The organism is Rania fehmarnensis, assembly GCF_056494185.1.
In genome coordinates, this window is the sequence record NZ_CM151398.1 from 4,153,378 (window position 1) to 4,171,514 (window position 18,137).

Annotated in this window: 16 protein-coding genes; 8 read left to right on the forward strand and 8 right to left on the reverse strand. The window is 55.0% G+C overall.

From position 1 onward, the window contains the following. Positions 1 to 63: 63 nt before the first annotated feature. Positions 64 to 807, reverse strand: a complete 744-nt coding sequence (locus SH573x_RS13885) for a PH domain-containing protein (protein WP_479355959.1) — start codon at positions 805 to 807, stop codon at positions 64 to 66. A gap of 104 nt (positions 808 to 911) precedes the next feature. Beyond that, the gene (locus tag SH573x_RS13890) at positions 912 to 1,361 is read right to left on the reverse strand and encodes a PH domain-containing protein (protein WP_479355961.1); all 450 of its coding nucleotides are present in this window, start codon (positions 1,359 to 1,361) and stop codon (positions 912 to 914) included. Here SH573x_RS13890 and SH573x_RS13895 point away from each other — a divergent pair. Then, the gene (locus SH573x_RS13895; protein WP_479355962.1) at positions 1,360 to 1,581 is read left to right on the forward strand and encodes a hypothetical protein; all 222 of its coding nucleotides are present in this window, start codon (positions 1,360 to 1,362) and stop codon (positions 1,579 to 1,581) included. The two genes, SH573x_RS13890 and SH573x_RS13895, sit on opposite strands and share 2 nt — an antisense overlap. Next, entirely contained in the window at positions 1,581 to 2,471 is an 891-nt protein-coding gene (locus tag SH573x_RS13900) for a DMT family transporter (protein ID WP_479355963.1), read from the forward strand. The genes SH573x_RS13895 and SH573x_RS13900 overlap by 1 nt, the downstream gene beginning before the upstream one ends. Positions 2,472 to 2,506: 35 nt before the next feature. Here the strand turns inward: SH573x_RS13900 and SH573x_RS13905 are convergent, their stop codons facing one another. Beyond that, positions 2,507 to 4,531, reverse strand: coding sequence for a hypothetical protein (locus tag SH573x_RS13905; RefSeq protein ID WP_479355965.1), 2,025 nt, complete (start codon positions 4,529 to 4,531; stop codon positions 2,507 to 2,509). 405 nt (positions 4,532 to 4,936) lie between these two features. Between SH573x_RS13905 and SH573x_RS13910 the strand changes: the two genes are divergently transcribed. Both SH573x_RS13910 and SH573x_RS13915 read left to right on the forward strand, forming a co-directional pair. After that, a complete protein-coding gene (locus tag SH573x_RS13910) occupies positions 4,937 to 5,512 on the forward strand; it encodes a PH domain-containing protein (protein WP_479355967.1) in 576 nt (191 codons plus the stop codon). Further along, positions 5,502 to 7,181 (forward strand): PH domain-containing protein, encoded by a 1,680-nt coding sequence (locus SH573x_RS13915; RefSeq protein WP_479355968.1) that lies wholly within the window; start codon positions 5,502 to 5,504, stop codon positions 7,179 to 7,181. Before SH573x_RS13910 ends, SH573x_RS13915 begins: the two co-directional genes overlap by 11 nt. Positions 7,182 to 7,385: 204 nt before the next feature. On the opposite strand, the gene SH573x_RS13920 is transcribed toward SH573x_RS13915, so the two are convergent. Next, complete coding sequence (locus tag SH573x_RS13920) at positions 7,386 to 8,597, reverse strand: nickel pincer cofactor-dependent isomerase, group 22 (protein WP_479355970.1); 1,212 nt, start codon at positions 8,595 to 8,597, stop codon at positions 7,386 to 7,388. 4 nt (positions 8,598 to 8,601) lie between these two features. Next, positions 8,602 to 10,860 carry an FdhF/YdeP family oxidoreductase gene (locus tag SH573x_RS13925; RefSeq protein ID WP_479355971.1) on the reverse strand — a complete coding sequence of 753 codons (2,259 nt, stop codon included), beginning with the start codon at positions 10,858 to 10,860 and terminating at the stop codon, positions 8,602 to 8,604. An 893-nt stretch (positions 10,861 to 11,753) separates the two neighbouring features. Between SH573x_RS13925 and purD the strand changes: the two genes are divergently transcribed. Continuing rightward, positions 11,754 to 13,055, forward strand: coding sequence for a phosphoribosylamine--glycine ligase (purD, locus tag SH573x_RS13930; RefSeq protein ID WP_479355973.1), 1,302 nt, complete (start codon positions 11,754 to 11,756; stop codon positions 13,053 to 13,055). A gap of 24 nt (positions 13,056 to 13,079) precedes the next feature. Beyond that, positions 13,080 to 13,841, forward strand: coding sequence for a class I SAM-dependent methyltransferase (locus tag SH573x_RS13935; protein WP_479355975.1), 762 nt, complete (start codon positions 13,080 to 13,082; stop codon positions 13,839 to 13,841). 5 nt (positions 13,842 to 13,846) lie between these two features. On the opposite strand, the gene SH573x_RS13940 is transcribed toward SH573x_RS13935, so the two are convergent. The 3 genes from SH573x_RS13940 to SH573x_RS13950 all read right to left on the reverse strand — a co-directional run bounded on the left by SH573x_RS13940 (position 13,847) and on the right by SH573x_RS13950 (position 16,243). Then, positions 13,847 to 14,803, reverse strand: a complete 957-nt coding sequence (locus tag SH573x_RS13940) for a hypothetical protein (protein ID WP_479355976.1) — start codon at positions 14,801 to 14,803, stop codon at positions 13,847 to 13,849. Further along, the gene (locus SH573x_RS13945) at positions 14,800 to 15,414 is read right to left on the reverse strand and encodes a DUF1905 domain-containing protein (protein ID WP_479355978.1); all 615 of its coding nucleotides are present in this window, start codon (positions 15,412 to 15,414) and stop codon (positions 14,800 to 14,802) included. Before SH573x_RS13945 ends, SH573x_RS13940 begins: the two co-directional genes overlap by 4 nt. Before the next feature lie 118 nt (positions 15,415 to 15,532). Continuing rightward, positions 15,533 to 16,243 (reverse strand): hypothetical protein, encoded by a 711-nt coding sequence (locus tag SH573x_RS13950; RefSeq protein ID WP_479355980.1) that lies wholly within the window; start codon positions 16,241 to 16,243, stop codon positions 15,533 to 15,535. 539 nt (positions 16,244 to 16,782) lie between these two features. On the opposite strand from SH573x_RS13950, the gene SH573x_RS13955 reads away from it, so the two are divergent. Then, positions 16,783 to 17,571 (forward strand): SDR family NAD(P)-dependent oxidoreductase, encoded by a 789-nt coding sequence (locus SH573x_RS13955; RefSeq protein WP_479355982.1) that lies wholly within the window; start codon positions 16,783 to 16,785, stop codon positions 17,569 to 17,571. A 110-nt stretch (positions 17,572 to 17,681) separates the two neighbouring features. Beyond that, positions 17,682 to 18,137 (forward strand): hypothetical protein, encoded by a 456-nt coding sequence (locus SH573x_RS13960; protein ID WP_479355984.1) that lies wholly within the window; start codon positions 17,682 to 17,684, stop codon positions 18,135 to 18,137.

The window sequence follows — 18,137 nt, forward strand, 5'->3', positions numbered from 1 at the left end:
TATTTTCTTTCATAGAGCCTTTGGTTCGTTCGGGGCTTAGTTTTCCCTGACACGAAGAGTGCCCTAATCCCGAATTGGATGTGTCCACGTGCTCAGTTGGACTGCCAAGTCGCGAATTTCGCCGAGCACCTTTAGCTCGGCATTGTCCGCGTGTGGTGCATCATCGCCCAGTCCGGCATTTTTGGCGGCCCGCCATTTGACCATGATCAGCTCGCGTACTTCTTCGGCATTATCGATGCCTTCCAGCAAGCCCATGTGGCCGCTCAAGTTTTGTTCGCCATGACCACCCACTGCCCCGCCGCCTCCGGCTGTTTGCACGACCAGGTCGGAGATGCCGTAATAGCGCTGCAGCGGTCCTTGACGAACCGAGACGTTTTGAATGTTCTCGTACGTTATCGTAACTTCGTTGACGATCCAGATGCCGCGACGGATACGCAAGGTTCGATCACTCAGTACATACCACGTGGTATCGTAGCGCAAGTGGATACCGATATAGACAAAGATGTCGGGTACGATGATCACAAACCAAAACAGCGGCGCTAACACAATCCCGGCCACTGGCAGATTCACTAGCAACACCAACCAGAGGATCACGAGCACGATATCCACTGCAAACAGGCCGATCCAGAAGAACAACTTGCGATAACGCAAATAACCTTCAGCGGGACGGAAGGCGCGAACATTTTGGTCGGCTGCGCCGGTTAGTTCCGGTGGAGCAGCCGGGACGTATAACCAACGAGTCACACCGGCCCACACGCCTTCGTAACACCACTTGCTGGCTCGCAAGACTACTTCATCACCAATCATGCTTGACTACTCGTTATGAGACCACATTCCGATCTGCATCAGAGCAGAGTTTCGTAGAGGGCGCGCCTCGCCTGGCGGCTACGGGTTAAACGAACAACTTGTCTTCAGGCTTTTGAACGGTTGACGAGGATTTGCAAAGCATCCCGGATTTCGGTCAGGGTTTGCAATGTCGGAGAGACGACGCTGGCAGTCACAGTTGCGCCATCCCGCGAGTCACCCTTTGCGCCGCGCATTTCGGCGTATAAGAAATCGCGGAGGGCTTCGGCCTCAAGGACACCTTCAATGGTCATTTCGGCACCGGCGTTGCCGGAGGCGGTTTGCAGGCTGATCGTGGCCAGACCCATCCACCGCTGCAGAAGATTGTGGGTTAAATGGATATCCTGTAACCGCCGATAGGTCAGATTTACTTGGCGGCGAAACAGAATCCCATGGCTCATCGAGACACCATCGTCATCAAACTTGTAACGCAACGTGATGAATCGGAAATACAGTGGCAACAAGACCAGCGGAAAAGCTGGTCCCGCCAGCAGCGACGAGAAAAAGTAGTAGCGCATGAGTCGCGGGTGGGGACGTTCGATCGAACGCGGATCGAATTGGACAGGCATAGTGGTAGCCTCCGTTGTGGTTGCTTGTTATTCGCACCATGAGCGACAATATTGGCAATCGCTGGACGTTGTCACTGATTATAGAGACGCTAGCCGTTATCGCTATTTGGATTTTGCACTACAATACCTGGCTGAACCCACCAGTGTAGCCAACGACAGTCTATCTTAATGTCCACTTCTGCAGAAATATTGCCTTCGCGCACGTCACATCCGCGTTGGGGCATGATTTGCATGCTGCTGTCGGTCGGCTTTTTCAGCGTCAATTCCCTAACGCTCAAGTACCTATCGCAACTCGGAGTCAGTCCGTGGGTCGGTCTGTTGTTCCGAGCGGGTATTGGAATGATTGTGGTGGCCACAGTGTTTAGAGATGGCCACCAGGTCAGCTTTGTTCGGGCCACTACAGACAGGCTACTGGCCAGTCGCGGTTTGCTGGGCGTCTTGGGCACGATAGCCTATTACTTCACGATCCCAGCCCTGGGGGCCGGCAAAGCCACGCTGATTAGCAATACGTATGTCGTGCTGGGCGCGTTGATGGCCGTCTGGTTCTTGAAGGAATCGTTTGGCTTGGGCAAGCTGGCCGGAAACGTGTTAGCGCTGGCCGGGCTGACCTTGCTATTGGCGCCTTCGATCCGCACTGGCAGCGTAAGCGGCTGGGAAGTTTTGGCCGTGGTGGGGGCAGTAGCCGCCGCGGGCACTGTAATTATCATTCGCCAGCTGACGCTGACTGAATCGACAGCCATGATCTACGCGTCGCAGTGTATCTACGTACTGCTAGGAGCTTTGCCTTTCGCATGTTGGGAGTTGCAGAAGCACCCGCTTAGTGGCGTCGGACTGGCGTTCTTGATCTTTGCCGGGGTCAGCGCCACCATCGGGCAACTGGCGATGACCGAGGGCTTTCGTCACTTGACCGTTTCGGTCGGTGGCGCGTTTCAAATTTGCGTTCCCGTGGTGATCGCTCTAGGTAGTGTCCTACTCTTCAACGAGCCCTTCGTAGCGCTGCAAATCGTGGGAGCGATCTTGATTCTGGCTGGATGTTACCTGGTTATGATCCTGCGCTAGCCAGGCATAGTGAGTCATTGCACAATCGAAATTCATCAGGTGCTTGGCCTCTTCAGCGCAACTCCAGCGGTGCGTAACACGTAGGTGACCATAAACGTGGCCACTATCATGCCCAGGCCATGACCAATCATTTGGGGTACTTCGGTCGCGCCGATGAACGAAAAGTTGTAGTCGTTGATGACGCTGCCGAGAACTAACAGCACGATGGCTGTCACTGTAACTCCAACTCCCAATCGAAAAACCCAGTTGCGCCTCGACATTGCCGTAAAAAAGCTCAGACCCGCGCACAACGTAATGAGCGATGCTGAACCTATGTGCCAGTTGAGATTGACCAGTCCCCAAATGCCTGGCCACAGAGGTCGAGCCGCAATTGAAAGCAGCGCGCAAACGCACGTCACCATCAACAGTTGCCTCAAGGTCACACGACTTTGTTTGTCTTCAGGTCGTTGGTCTTTCGACAGCGAGTCAGCCCCGTCAGACAAGTAATATCCTCGAAGCCTGGCGATGACTAAAACTGGTACCGCCAACACGCTGGGATAGGACACCAGTGCGATACCGGTCCACGCCAAACCGGCTGAGTCGATCAAAGTCCAGGCCAAGGCACCGAGGATAATCGCGTAGATACCCAACCAGGTCGCAGCTCGATTGACGATGGAGCACTTGGCCAGAATTAGCCAGGTCCAAGCCACAAAGAGGTACCCGCTGCACAGGTACACCGCGTGTTGATACGGCCAACGACTGATCTCGAGCACTGGCCCAGTCGAAATCACTCGATAAACCAACAGGCTCAACAGGAGTATCAACAGGATGATCAGGTCACCCCAGCCCCAGTAACTGCCTGTACGTTCCAGTCGCAGCCAGGCCCAGATCCAAAGGGCACTTAGAACCAGAGCGCAACTTAGCACAGGTACGACCCACCAGAAAGGTCGCCATGTTCCGACGGTCTGTCCGGTGCGGATGTCATGCTGGCGAATTGTGGTGGCTTCTGTCCAGGAAACAAGTTTATTGCCGTTAAGAAGTATGATATTTGGGTCGACATCTTCGAGCTTTTGTAAGACTTCAGCGGTTTGCGGATCGCAGATGATGGCTTGCCGGGTCCTCCAGTTCACCCATGCGGTTTTGGCTCCATCGGGTGAAAAATGAATTCGGCCTCGAAACTCGTCGCCGCCGGTCTGAAACGGGTTCTTGAGCAAGCGACCGTCTGCTAGTGAATACTCGCGCACACTGGGGCCGGCGTAAACACGCACTCCAAACTTGTGGAGGCTAAACTTCTCAGTCGCTGGATCGATGGGCTTGGCCAGTTTCACCGCCTTGGTCAATTGGCCAGCTCGCAACGAGCGATACTCCACCTGCTGGGAGTTGGCGTCAAGACTGACGACTGCCTCTTCTTCAAATTGAACAGCGGTATAAACGTTCGATGCGGCGATCGACCAACTGGACAGAGGCACTATTTCGCCTTGTTTATCCAGGCCATAAAGTTCCGCGCCGAAGCGAGATGGACCAGGGTTGGCAGCTAGCGGTAACTGAACAGATGAGCGCACAAATACGGGCAAAGTTGGATGGGGGATCAACCATGTCTCAGCTACGTGAGGAACCGGCAGGACCTGCCATCGATGCTGCTCGGACTGGAGATCGAGCCAAGACAATTCTTTGAAGTTGTCGGCCACGATCCATCGTCCGGCGACCAACCGCGGAACAGTCATTGGCGAAAATGTATGTTCAAAGCTCCGCACGATGCCTTGTTGCGAGTGACTATGCACATTCACCCGTATTACGCTGCCCGTCTTTTTGGCGCGTACAAATTCAGTTCGCAACGAGAGATCCAGAGCTGAATTTGCATCGACAAAGTCTTTCCCGGCGGAGATCGTTCGCTTGTCAATGTCGTATTCAATGTGTTCTTGATATTTACCGTTCTGTAAGCGTGAGTAGAAACGCTCCCCATCGCTACTAAGGCTGAAGTTTCCAATCTTCCAGATGAATGGAACACCTGTGCACAGCCACCACCAAAGTGCCGCCAACGGCATAGCGAGCAACAACAGACGCAGGCGAGCAATAATCAAGGCGCAGGTCCTCGTGAGTCGATCTGTGTTGGATTAATAAATTTATGGCGGTAGGATGAAGATATCATACTGAAGAATTTGACGCGTAAAGATTATAGCGTTGGACTGGTCGAGACCGCGATTCTGGTGGTATGGACGCGTGGGTTAGAGGGTGCTGTTCATAAAACGCAGAGACGCAGAGAATCGCAGAGAAGACAGGTCGATGGCTTCTCCGCGGATTCTGCGAACTCTGCGTTTCGAAGAGAGATCCGCTGGACATGCTATTCCTCCGTGGGATACTGCCGGCGTAATTCCGCGAATTCATAGGCGCCCCAGCTGTCCAAAAGACTTGCCAAGAATCCCTCTCTGGTAGCGAATTGAGTTACACTGGGGCGTTTCAGGTTTGGATCTTTGGACGATTGTTTGATGGGCGAAATGCAAACGGATTCCGAAAGTGCTGCGCCAGCGGCGTTGCCACCGGCGGTTATGGGGCCAGCGACTGTCGACACTGAAGATGGCCAGTGGCAACGGCTACATGCCAACTATGTGACCGTCGAACGTATCGCCAGTGCCATCTTCTGGGCCGTGCTGGCACTAGTGGCGCTAGGGTCCGTGGGCACTTTGATCGCGCTGGTATTCTATCTGGAAACGTGGTTCAGCCTGGTGTTGGGTTGTGGCACTTTAGTCGTGTTGGCTCTGCTGGGCTGGCTGTTCTGGTATCTGCCGCAAAGGAACTTTGAAACCATCGGTTGGCGTGAAGCGGCAAGCGGTTTTGAGATCAAACGCGGCATTTGGTGGAAACACCATATCTTCGTTCCTCGTCAGCGCATTCAACATACCGATGTAGTGCGCGGGCCGCTGGCCCGAAAATATGGACTGGCAACGTTGGTCATTCACACCGCCGGCACCCACAATCATCAAATCACGCTGGAAGGCCTCGAGTATCGACAAGCTGAAAAGCTCAGACAGTCTCTGTTACCGCAGGATGATCGTGGAACCTGATCCAGTCGCAGAACCGCCCATCGTCGCGACCGTCGCTCAGTCGCATCCGGCTCAACCGAATCAGTTGCAGCTGAATCAGTCGCAGACCAGTGTGACTCGAAGTCTACATCCGCTATCGCTCGTTTTTGAGATTGCGCACCTGGTTCGCAGCAATCTGCTGCCAGCAATTTTTGCCAGCTTCTCTGCGGCATCGGGTGGAATCATTGGAGCCGGCATCGGGTTCACCATTTTCGGCGGCGCCATTCTGGTCTCCGTATTCAAGTATTTGACGTTTCGCTACACAATCACCGATACCAATTTGCTGATCGATCAAGGACTGATCTTTCGCAAACATCGCTCTGTTCCCATCGAACGTATTCAGAACATCGACTCGGTACAAAACTTGTTTCATCGGCTGATGGGAGTTGCCGAGGTTCGAATCGAGACGGCTTCGGGCAACGAACCCGAAGCTGTGATGCGCGTGCTGACGGTGGCCGAAGTCGAACAGTTGCGCAGCAATCTTTCCATGAAAGGTCGCTGGCTGGCTGGTAAGCCTACCGCATCCACAACCCAAGCTGCGGAAAGTGGCTCATCGGCAAACGCCGTGCCCCTGGGCAGCTCTATGCCCGCGGGCCAGGTCATCCTGACGATTCCTACCCAACGCTTGATCCTGGCAGGACTACTCAGCAACCGCGGTCTGGTGCTCGCCAGTATCGCGCTCGGCTACTTCTGGCAAGCGCAGTTTACTGGCCGCGACTTTGATGCCTCTGACAAGTCACAGGTACGCTCCTGGCTGCGCGAAACATTTCAAACGGAGCAAGCCGGTCAGTGGTTTGGAAGCGCTAGTAGTAGTGTCACTGGAATTCTCTTGGCTTGCCTGGCGGTAATTGTCGTCCTATTTCTGCTGAGAGTATTCAGTGCCGTATGGTATGTCTTAAAATTCTACGACTATCAATTGCAACTGCGGGACAACGATTTGGTAATTAGTTGTGGCTTGCTGACGAAAGTATCGGCTACTGTGCCGCGAAGTCGAATTCAGGTTGTCAGCGTGCAGCGTAGCTGGCTGGCACGCAAATTCGGCTTGGCCTCGGTGCGTGTCGAGACGTTGGGCGGCAGTGGCAAAGAAGATGAAGATGCTTCAGCCACCGTCGCTCGTCGGTGGTTCATCCCAGTCATGATCGAGGATCAACTGCCTGAAGTCCTCCAGACGCTACAGCCTGAGCTCAATTGGCAATCGCCTGAGACTCAGTGGCAGCCGCTCTCCAGATTCGCCTTCTCGCGCATGATTCGTATCCCTCTAGCCATTTGTACGCTAGCGATGTTAGTCGGTATAGCGATGATCATCTGGGTCAGCCCAGCCACCGGCTCGACCGTTACCAGCCTGGCAGTATTGTTAGGTGTCGTAGCCGTGTTCGTTTGCCTGCGCCGCGCCAAGAGTCGCCGATTTGCGCATACACCGTTGGGCTTCATATATCGCAGTGGAACTCTGACTCAGAAAACATCATTTGGATTTTGGGATCGTCTGCAGGATGTTGATCTGATTCAAACTCCCTTCGATCGTCGCTGGAAGATGGCCAGTCTGCGATTCGACACGGCCGGCGCAGGTGTCGCTGACCATGAACTGCTGGTGGAGTACCTGGAAGCTGAAGTCGCCCTTCGCGAATATCGGGCTGCGGTTGCGAAACTGTAATTGTCTTCTCCGCGATCCTCCATATCTCTGCGTTTTAAAAAGCAGAACCCTCTAATCAAAGTCTCGTCCGACTAATTTTTTCAAACGCAGAGGCCGCAGAGTCCGCAGAGGAAAGGCCGTCTTCTCTGCGATCTCCTTTTCTCTGCGTTTAAGAAAGCAGCACCCTCTAACCAAAGTCTCGTCCGACTGATTGTCTATTCAGAGTCAAGCGAATAGACGCATGCGCCCGGCGTCAAACTGCAGTTCGATCGGCAGTGCATCGACTTCGCACAGCGGATGTCGACTCAGTTCCTGACAGAGGTCGCCCGAGACGTACAGCTCTTCTAGATGCAAGGTGTTCGGGATGAACATCCAGCGCTCAGTACCGAAACGCTCGGCGATTAGCTTCACCAGGGCCTCGTCATCGGCAATGGTTGCCGGGATCTTGGCGCGATCCATATCGCCTGTGGTCAGTACGTTGATCAGCGTTTTATGTTCATCGATCGCATCGCGCAGACGACGCGTGATAAAGTCCGCCAGGCCGATACCGATAGCATTGCCTTGCGATTCTGCTACCAGCGACAGCGCAGCAATGTTCTTGATACGTGGCCGCGCTAGATCCTCATACTCGGCGATCCCTCGACGGCCGATGACGTTAGTATCCATACCGGTGCCGCTATAGGTCTTGCCAACAGCGTCGACGATCAGCACATTTAAATCATCGACAGGCAGTTCAGGAAAGTAGTGGCGATGACGCTCCAGTAGCTCCGGCTCGCGCCGCAAAATGTCCGTCGGCGCAACTGCATGCAGCTCGGCAGTTTGATCAAAGCCATCTTCGAGAATGGCCAGGCCAGCGAAGATTTTGCCGGTATCCAGCACCGCCTGGCCCATCTCCAGCAACATGTCTTTCATGCGCGCGGTGGGCGTTGAATGAAAGGTCTGAGCCGATCGAATCTTGCCCATGCCCACGACCATCATCTTGGTCAAGCCACTCTGCACGGGCCCCGAAAAGCAAGTGTGCAACTTCACGCGATTCAGTACCAAAACACCGTCCGCTTCGAAGCAATTTCGATCCATGAAGACCGGCCCCGAAGCTACATCCACTAAGTGGACCACTTCCATGCTGGAGAGAATGGGCATGTCCATCGAGGTCTCGGTGATGCCCAGCGACTCGACCATGCTGCGCTGGCCTGCCGCCGTGGCGCCATTGTGCGAGCCCATAGCTGGCACAATAAAGGGTTGTGCCCCGCGCTCGCGCAACCAATCACCACACGCCCGCACGATGCTGGGCAAGTTCGCGATGCCACGACTGCCCACAGTTATCGCGATACGGCCGCGAGGCACGCTGCGCAGGCTGTCCAGCTGCGTGAAGACTTCGGCGCGAATATCTTGGAGTGGACAGGAAACCAGTTTCTGACGAACTTTGTGAAGCAGCATCGGATCAAGTTGTCGCGGGAGTTGGTTTCAAGCCTAGTAGATGCGGTTCAGCGACCAGGTTCACCAAGTCATTGGTCGCATGCATCGATGATACCGTCACAATCACCGCTTTGAACGCAGGTGTTTTCGAACGGGGATCGAGCGTACGTGGCACCAACTCGTTGGCTTCCGGATAATACATCAGTGCATTACCGGCTTTGATCCAAGGATAAGCCCGAGCCAAGAAGCCACGTATCTCACCTACTGAACTGCGCACGATTATGGGCTGATCATTCTGCAGTCCGAAGCGTTTAATGTCGTCTGGATTCATCAATACCAAATCGCGTCGTTCCTGACCGCGATACAGATCCTCTTCTTCATAGACCACTGTATTGAATTGGCCTTCGCTGCGCACGGTCATCAGGCGCAATTCGTTCTCACCGTTACCCAGCAGTCCTGGAATTTTGTGTGTGACCATGATGGCTTTGCCATCCGGCGTATTGAACTTGGGCTCATGAAAGATACGACCATCGATAACAAATTCTTTTTTGGTCTTATCGATATCGCGGACCGCGCCGTAGCCTGGCACAACCGTGCTGATCCACTCGCGAATCGTATTGCCTTGCTGCATCTGCGTCCAATCGACTGGGGTCGAATTTCCAAGTATGCGCTGCCCCAGTTCCGCGACGACTTGAATCTCACTGCGTGGTCCAGGCAAGCGCGTCGGTCCGCCATCGCTCAAGCGTACAAAATTGAACATCGATTCTTGCGTGGTCGGTTGCGGCTCTTCATCGCGAGCCATTACGGGCAAGATAATCGTTTCGTCGCCCAGCGCATGCACGTGACCGGTGTTCATTGTTGTGCTCAAGGTGACCAAAGTCTGCAAGCGTCCGAGCGATTGGCGTGCGTATTGCGCATCTGGATTGGAGCCATACAGATTACCACCTAGCAGCAGTCCAAACTTCAGCTTGCCATGCATGGCTTCTTCCATACAGGCCATGGTATCCAGACCCGGCGACGTGGGCAGTTTGACTCCGAAGTTCTTTTCCAGCCCTTCAAAGATGGCATCTTTCAGCTTGGGAGTCACACCGACTGAGCCAATACCTTGAACATTGGAATGGCCACGAATGGGCATCAGGCCTGCGCCCGCGCGACCGACCATGCCGCGCAGCAGAGCCAGGTTCACGATGGCTTCGACGTTCTCGACTCCGTGCACATGATGGGTGATGCCCATCGTCCAGCCAAAGATCGTCGAGTGCGAATTGGCATAGACCTCGGCGATGTGGCGCATTTCCTTTTCGGTCACGCCGCTCTTGGTTTCCAGTTCTGACCACGTCAGCGTTTTCAACCAATCGACATAGGGATCCGCATCGCGGCAATGTCGTTGCAAGAAAGATGCATCGGCCGCGCCCATCTCGACCACTGCCTTGGCTACACCGCTCAGCAGCGCCAGGTCACCACCGATATGCGGTTGAATAATGTCCGTGGCAATCTTGGTTCCAAAAAGCAAACTCTTGACCGAGCTGGGGATGCGAAACTTCTTCAGCCCCAATTCGCGAACCGGATTGATCACGATGACGCGTCCGCCGCGCTTACGCAAGTGCATTAGCGACGTGAGCAAGCGAGGATGATTACTGGCCGGGTTCGCGCCAATGAGCATGACCAGGTCCGACGACTCCAAGTCATCGAGCGTCACTGTAGCCGTGCTGGTACCCAGTGTCGCATTGAGCCCGACGCCGCTAGCTTGATGGCAATAGTAGCTGCAGTTGTTGATATTGTTCGTACCATACAGACGAACCATCAGCTGCAACAGAAAGGCGGCTTCATTACTACTGCGACCGCTGAAGTACCAGAAACTTTCGTCGGGTTGGATCGCTTTGAGCTTGCGCGTGATTCGCTCAAACGATTCATTCCAAGTGATCGGCTTGAAGTGTCGGGCCCCGCGTTCCCACAGCACCGGCTGAATCAGCCGGCCGGCATATTCCAGTTGTCGTGGCGACCAGCCCTGCAGATCGCTGATCGAGTGGCGCGACCAGAAATCGGCGGTGATGGCTGGTTGCATATCGGAAGCCATGGCTTGCATGGACTTCTTGCAAACTTCGGGAAACGAACCGCGTTCGTTGACCATTCCGCCTTGTTGGCCACCCATGCCCAGCGCGCAGGTCTTGCAAGCGTTCTTGCTGCGAAGTGCTTTGTAGAACTTCCAAAATCCGCCTGCCTGGCGAGCTTTGGTGAACGAATAAAAGATCGCGGGCCAACCGCCCCCAGAATCGACTTTACGCATGAATCCAACCGCCCTGAAGTTCGTGATCGATATGTGGCCTGGTCTTCCAGCCTATCTTTTTTGCCTTCGGCTGTTTGGCCCACATGTGCATTGTGCTTGTACGCGTAATCCTACCATAGGCCAGGAAGTCTCCGCCACAGTGTAGAGCAGCTGTCCTCAGCTGCTCAGAACCCTCTAACCAAAGTTTCTTCCGACCAAGTGACCCTCTGTGGCTTGTGTTACAGGCAAGCGACTTGCCGGGTGCGGAGCGGCTGGGGACAGCCACTCTACAACTGACGTAGAGCAGCTGTCCTCAGCTGCTCAGAACCCTTTAACCAAATTTTCTTCCGACCAAGTGGCCCAGCTGGTCTTGTGTTACAGGCTTACGACTTGCCGGGTGCTAAGCGGCTGGGGACAGCCGATCTACAACTGACGTAGAGCAGCTGTCCTCAGCTGCTCAGAACCCTCTAACCAAATTTTCTTCCGACCAAGTGGCCCAGCTGGTCTTGTGTTACAGGCTTACGACTTGCCGGGTGCTAAGCGGCTGGGGACAGCCGCTCTACAACTGACGTAGAGCAGCTGTCCTCAGCTGCTCAGAACCCTCTAACCAAAGTTTCTTCCGACCAAGCGGCCCAGCTGGTCTTGTGTTACAGGCTTACGACTTGCCGGGTGCTGAGCGGCTGGGGACAGCCGCTCTACAACTGACGTAGAGCAGCTGTCCTCAGCTGCTCAGAACCCTCTAACCAAATTTTCTTCCGACCAAGCGGCCCAGCTGGTCTTGTGTTACAGGCTTACGACTTGCCGGGTGCTGAGCGGCTGGGGACAGCCGCTCTACACATACTCTATGCTAATCGGGTTACCGCGGTCATAATCTTGGGCTTGAATACCGATTCGTATATTTGGAATCTCAACCTATGAAGATCTTGATCATTGGCAATGGCGGCCGAGAACACGCTCTGGCTTGGAAAATTAAACAGAGCCCTAGAGCCAAGCGGGTTTTTGTCGCACCCGGCAATGCGGGTACCGCGCGCGATGCCGAAAATGTGCCGATCCAAGCTGATGATATCGCTGGTCTGGTAAAGTTTGCCAAAGAAGAAAAGATCGACTTGACGGTCGTTGGTCCCGAAGCCCCGTTGGCTCTGGGCGTGGTCGATGCTTTTCAAGCGGAGAACCTGCGGATCTTCGGACCCACGCAGGCATCCGCTCAACTGGAAAGCAGCAAAGTGTTCTGCAAGAGCTTGCTGCGTCAAGCAGACGTGCCGACGGCTGACTTCCAAGTGTTTCGCGATCCTGATGATGCCATGCGCTTTATCAAAGGGCGCTTTCCAGGCGAGCGCGATCGTTGCCCAGTGGTCGTCAAGGCCGATGGCTTGGCTGCCGGTAAAGGCGTCGTTGTCTGCAAACGTCGCGATGATGCTCTAGAAGCCATCGATCGCATCTCACGCCGTCGTGAATTCGGCAAGGCCGGCAATCAAATCATCATCGAAGAAAAACTCGAAGGTCAAGAAGCCAGCGTGCTGGCCATCACCGACGGTCAAACGATCATTCCACTACCTCCGGCGCAAGATCACAAACCTGCGTTCGATGGCGACACGGGGCCTAACACTGGTGGCATGGGCGCGTATTGCCCTACCCCGATCGTGGATGATGCCATGATGGCGTGGATCGAAGAGCATGTGCTGGTGCCTACAGTGCACGCCATGAAACGCAATCGCAAACCATTTCGCGGTGTGCTGTATGCAGGTTTGATGCTAACACCCACGGGCCCTAAAGTTCTCGAGTACAACGTACGGTTTGGCGATCCCGAATGCCAACCGCTGCTCATGCGGCTCAAATCCGATATCGTTGATCTGCTGGAAGCCACGGTGGATCAGCGGTTGGGTGAACTGGAGCCACCAGAGTGCGATCCACGGCCCTCGATCTGCGTGGTGATGGCCAGTCAAGGTTATCCCGGCGATTACGAAAAAGGCCGGCCCATCACCGGCATCGATGCCGCCGATGAACTCGACGACGTTAAAGTGTTTCACGCTGGAACGCGTCTGGATGGTGACACCGTGCTGACCGATGGTGGCCGCGTGTTAGGGGTTACCGCGATGGGGAACACGATCTCCGCGGCGAAACTGCAAGCCTACACAGCCGTGCAAAAGGTGCGTTGGTCGGGCGGATGGTGTCGCAAAGATATCAGCGATAAAGCACTCATCAGCGTTCCAGGTTGATTGGCAAATAGTTGATAGGCAAATATGTCGGCCGACATTGGACGTGTCCACGCGCTAAGTATCGCCCAAGCTGCGGCGGAGCTAATCCAACGCAACGATCTGAGTGCGCTCAGTGAAAGTGAATTGGCAGATGCAATCAGCCTGTTCCTGCCGCTGCGCACCGAGCAGATAACACTGGCCGGTCAAAACCTGCGATGGTACAAGCCCATTGATGCTGAACCATTGCTCGAAGAAGCGGTCGGCCAATCGCCTTTGCCTTCCACTGACATCGATCCGTTCTGGTCTGCCGACTGGCGAGCCGCTTATGGGCTAGATCGGTATCTATCCAAGCTCGAAGTGGCGGGCCGACGCGTGCTGGAGTTAGGAGCCGGTTCAGGCCGAGCAGGTGTGGGGGCGGCGTTGCGTGGAGCACAGGTGACGATCACTGACACAGTCGATATCGCCTTGTTGGTCGCGCGACTAAATGGCTGGCTCTGCCGCCAGCGCATCACCCTGCAGCGTTTGCGCTGGGGTGATCAGCAACTGAGCGTGCCACCCTTTCCAATCATCCTCAGTTCCGACTTGGTCTACGACCCCAATCACTTTCCACAACTCGAGAAGTGCGCCCGAGCGCACCTGGACTCGGATGGTATTTGGTTGTTAAGCGAACCGCAGCGCCATACCGGCGATCGGTTTGGTGTCTGGATTCGCGAGCATGGCTGGCATTGCCGTGAAGAGCTGGTCGACTTACACGATCAACACTTGCCTATCCGCATCTTTGCGTGCACGCTACCGCTTGAAAACTAAGTACTTCAATAATAAAGTTTTCGATTCGGCCAAAATGCCGATACGCCGACGGCCAGCAAAATTCCGTACAGCGTCTGATCGGCCAGCACTGCATAACTGAGCGCCAACGCCCAGCCTGCAATGACTCCGATGCGACGTCGCCAAATACTTGATGGATAAAGTATTGGCCAGAGCCCATAAACTGCCGCAGCGCTGGCAAGAGTGATACCATGTGTAATCATGTTGACGAGCAGGATATGTCCTTCGAGCAGACTGGTGCTCAGCAGGTGGCTATGTCCTGTACTGGCTAACCACCAGGCAGCCACGCCACGCCACCAGGCTGTGAAGGATAACTGCGATACCAAGGCAGTTGCGATAACCAACCACAGATGGACTTGAATCAGACGACCACTGAAGGTGTGCGTCCAGTGATTATCTTGACGCCAATCGCAAATGGCCAGGTATCCCAGCAGAGCCACCAACAAGGGTTCCAGGGCGCCGGTGCTCCAGGTCAAACGCTGCGCCAGAAAGAGCACGCACAACATACTCAGGGCCAGCATGACGCGTGTGGCCAGGTTAAACACGGCCATCAGGCTGGTGACGACGCCTAGCAGGCACCAGATGCTGATCGGCCATGATGCCGAGGTCAGCCACAAAGGCGAGATGCGAAAGCGGGCTGGCCAGGTTCCTTCACTGGTCACGGCTAGTTTGCGACTCAAGTCGGCTGCATGCCAACCTGACGCCCCCCACCAAGATTCTGACATGCTGGCGATGGCCGCCAAGTAAACGGCTGCTACCAGGCATACGCCAACGCGTGCTTGCGCCAGGCGGGCAGGTGAGCTGTCACCAAACCAAAACTCATCCCAACTGGAAAGCCGCGCGGAGACTGGAGCGCTGGCTGACCGAGCGCCAGATTCGACAACGCTCGCTGCAGCCTGTGAGTGCAGTTTGTCCTTTCCCGTTCCTTTGGTTTGCTTCTTCAATTGCCCGCTCCTGCAACTTGTGCGCGTCGCACTTTGTCTAAGACTGGCAACAATCGATGGGTACCACCAGGCATCTGGATGATTGAGCATTCAAAGATAGTGCGATCGTCAACAGTTCCCGGTGGCAATTCCCCAGCACTTTCTAAAATCGCCTGGTCGTAGTCATAAGCCGCTATCCTGCGCAGTCGAATCGCATCGATGGGTAGCTCGGATTGAGCATATTGCTGAGCAACCTGATCAAAAATCAGGGTCAGTACTTCTTCGTTCTTGTCTTGCCCCACAATGGACAGCATGTGTCCGAAATTGATGGCCCGTTGATCGACGAACTCTAGAGATGAACCCGTACCAATTGTCACTGCTTGCCATTGTTCAGGTGCTTCACCCTGCAGGCGCACTTCCAAACGGCATTGCTGATCGAGCTCTTCGCCGGTGGTCATCGCCAGCGGCAGATTGCCGTAGTCCTGGTGCAGTGCCACAGCGTACGGAGACACGACTCGGCCCATGCGCGTCATCAATTGACTTCCGCCGTTATTGCTGAGCAAGCCGAGCGCTAGGATGACGAAGTGAATGGTCACCCAGAGGCTTAACCAGGGTCTAAGCGTTGGCTGCATAGGCACATGTCCGTAAAACAAAAAAAGCCGAGATGATCGTTCGACCAACTCGGCTTCGAGTGTAATCAACACTGGGCATTTGCCCAAGCGTCAGCGAAACACCTTTGGCTATTTAAAATTAAGCCTTAGGTGGTTCTGGGGTAGCAGGTGCTGCTGGAGCTGCAGGTGCTGCTGCTTCGGCAGGTGCATTGATAACTGGAGCGCTCGATGGCGAACCAGCTTCGACGCTGATCGCGCCGCTGTCCATGGTGCTGCTGCAGTTGGTGCAACCGCTAGTTACAACACTGCCACCGCAGCTGCTGCAACCGGCGCTCATCACTTCGCCGCCACCACAGCTGCTGCAGCCGGTGCTAACAACTGCGGTACCGCAGCTGCCACAACCACTGCTAACAACTTCGCCGCATCCGCCACAGCTAGGAGCTGGAGCCGAGCAACCGCCGCAGCTAGGTGCTGCAACTTCGCATCCGCCGCAGCTAGGAGCTGCAACTTCACATCCGCAGCTAGGAGCTGGTGCGCAAGCTGGTGCACAAACAGGTGCTGGTGCACATACAGGTGCACAAACTGGTTCGCAAGCAGGAGCGCATGCTGGTGCAGGAGCGCCGCAGCAATCATTCTTCTTGGCATGCAGGCGAGCCAGCAAACCACCGCCACATTCCTTCTTGTGGTGAGCGAACAAACCACCGCCACCGCAATCCTTCTTGGCATGTGCCAGCAAACCGCCGCCGCCGCCGCAACCGCGACGACCAGCTTGTGCTTGCGTGTCCAACATCAGACCTGCACATAGCAGGAGGGCAAAACTTGCGATGCCCGTTACGAAAACTCGACTCATGGAAAACCCTCCAAAAGTAACCCAAAGCTTTTTTGGTTCCCAACCAGAACCAATAGGGAGCGACCGTCGCTGGCCCTATCTACTCGCAACCCTTCCGCAGCCAGCAGTGCTTCCTCCAAGCCCGACTTGTTCGGGAGCAGTTGGATTGGCCAGCTGCTGAAGATTGCCGATTAAACGGTATGGGGTATCTGCGAAAACTGGTCAATAAGCTATCCAACCTGAAGCGTTTGTCAACCCGGCAGAGAGGCTTTTCCCCCTCTATTGGATATTTGCAAAAAGGAGTTTCAAACGTCCCAAAGCGAATTCTTTGACCCGTTCCAACTTTCCCAGCCCGCAATAACCGATGGTAAGCCTTGTCGATCTGGTAATGTGGATAGCTTGGCAAGTCTCTGCGGACCGTGACCATAGGCCGCGGCACAGAGCACAGCGTGGACCAATATACTGGCCCGTGCCGCCAGCCATGCCACTCGTACCGGGAGCCGAATGCCTAAGGGCTCTGTGATCGATGTTAACTGGGGCGCAAAGGAGTGAGACTGATTGTGTGCAAACGCGATTTAGCTGGCAAAAGAGTTTTATTAACCGGTGGCAGCAGCGGCATAGGCTGGTACCTGGCGACCAAGCTGGTTAATCAGGGCGCATATGTAGTTGTAACCTCGCGGCGCAATGAACGTTTGCGACAATTGCGATTGGCCGTCGGCAATCCGCTGCGCCGCTTGATCGCTGTCCCCGGAGATGTGGCCGATCCCGGCCACCGTGAAGCTTTGATAAAGACTGCTCATGAACAGTTGGGCGGCCTGGATTTAGTTATCAACAATGCGGGCATTGGCGCGGTGGGTCCGTTCGAAAAGGCCAGTCCCGAACGATTGCGACGAATCTTCGAAGTCGACTTTTTTGCCGTGACTGAACTCACCCGCTTGGCCTTGCCACTTTTGCACCAAGGCTCCTCGCCGGCCGTCTGCATCGTCAGTTCCGTGCTGGCTCATCGCGGCGTCCCACGCAAGAGCGAATACTGCGCTGCCAAGTTTGCTCTGCGCGGTTGGAGCGAATCGCTACGCCTGGAGCTCAAGCCGACCGGTATCGACCTGATCACGGTCTCACCCAGCACTACCAAAAGCGAATTCTTTGAGTCGCTGTTAGATACCGAGCCAACCGAACGCAGCCCTAGCTTTGGCATGATGACCGCGGAAGCCGTAGCCAAGAATATCCTCAGCGCAATTCGCCAAGGTAAACGAGAACTCATCCTTTCCCCTGGCGGCAAAGCCCTTGTGTGGCTCAGCCGGCTAGCCCCCACGTTGACCGACAACCTGCTACTAAGATACGCTGCGTAAGCCGTAGCGGAATGCGTCAAGCATTTCGAGCATGGCTTTCGTGATAACGGTACACTACAGATCGAGAGCCCTAACGCCTGGGACGATATCTACAGCGTTGGAGGAGTACCGTGAATCCATACGAAGCCAACGAGACTGAGCGTACATCCGCTGGACCGACAGCCGGCCCAATGCGCTACAACTTTCCGATTGCATTTTATTGTGGTGCAGCCGTTATCTTGGCTGGCACTGTTCTAATCTGCCTTCACTCGAAAGCCTTCTTCTTCGGCTTGTTTTTCGTGCCGTTTGTCTTCGGTCCAATGATCGCACTGCTTTTGCCGATGTGGATCTGCCGCTCGGTCTGGTGCCAGGCACTACTATGTTTAGGCTCGCTGGCCTATGGCGCTTGGTTCCTGCATGTTTACACAGATGTCTTTTATCTTCATCGTGACGCCAATTCTTCCATAGGCTTGCTGTTCGTCGGCTGGAGAGCCTTACCAGCGGTGCTTGTACTAGCTGTTATCGTATTGCTAGGGGAGTGGGCAGGGCGTGGCTGGTCGAGGCGGCAGCCGACGGCAAAACGGTGA

Excerpts from the sequence above, each read along its gene's own strand:
- SH573x_RS13950 (WP_479355980.1), bottom strand. The coding sequence starts at position 16,243 with ATGAGTCGAGTTTTCGTAACGGGCATCGCAAGTTTTGCCCTCCTGCTA.
- SH573x_RS13885 (WP_479355959.1), bottom strand. The coding sequence starts at position 807 with ATGATTGGTGATGAAGTAGTCTTGCGAGCCAGCAAGTGGTGTTACGAA.
- SH573x_RS13945 (WP_479355978.1), bottom strand. The coding sequence starts at position 15,414 with ATGCAGCCAACGCTTAGACCCTGGTTAAGCCTCTGGGTGACCATTCAC.
- SH573x_RS13895 (WP_479355962.1), top strand. The coding sequence starts at position 1,360 with ATGAGTCGCGGGTGGGGACGTTCGATCGAACGCGGATCGAATTGGACA.
- SH573x_RS13910 (WP_479355967.1), top strand. The coding sequence starts at position 4,937 with ATGGGCGAAATGCAAACGGATTCCGAAAGTGCTGCGCCAGCGGCGTTG.
- SH573x_RS13890 (WP_479355961.1), bottom strand. The coding sequence starts at position 1,361 with ATGCGCTACTACTTTTTCTCGTCGCTGCTGGCGGGACCAGCTTTTCCG.
- SH573x_RS13935 (WP_479355975.1), top strand. The coding sequence starts at position 13,080 with ATGTCGGCCGACATTGGACGTGTCCACGCGCTAAGTATCGCCCAAGCT.
- SH573x_RS13900 (WP_479355963.1), top strand. The coding sequence starts at position 1,581 with ATGTCCACTTCTGCAGAAATATTGCCTTCGCGCACGTCACATCCGCGT.
- SH573x_RS13920 (WP_479355970.1), bottom strand. The coding sequence starts at position 8,597 with ATGCTGCTTCACAAAGTTCGTCAGAAACTGGTTTCCTGTCCACTCCAA.
- SH573x_RS13925 (WP_479355971.1), bottom strand. The coding sequence starts at position 10,860 with ATGCGTAAAGTCGATTCTGGGGGCGGTTGGCCCGCGATCTTTTATTCG.
- purD (WP_479355973.1), top strand. The coding sequence starts at position 11,754 with ATGAAGATCTTGATCATTGGCAATGGCGGCCGAGAACACGCTCTGGCT.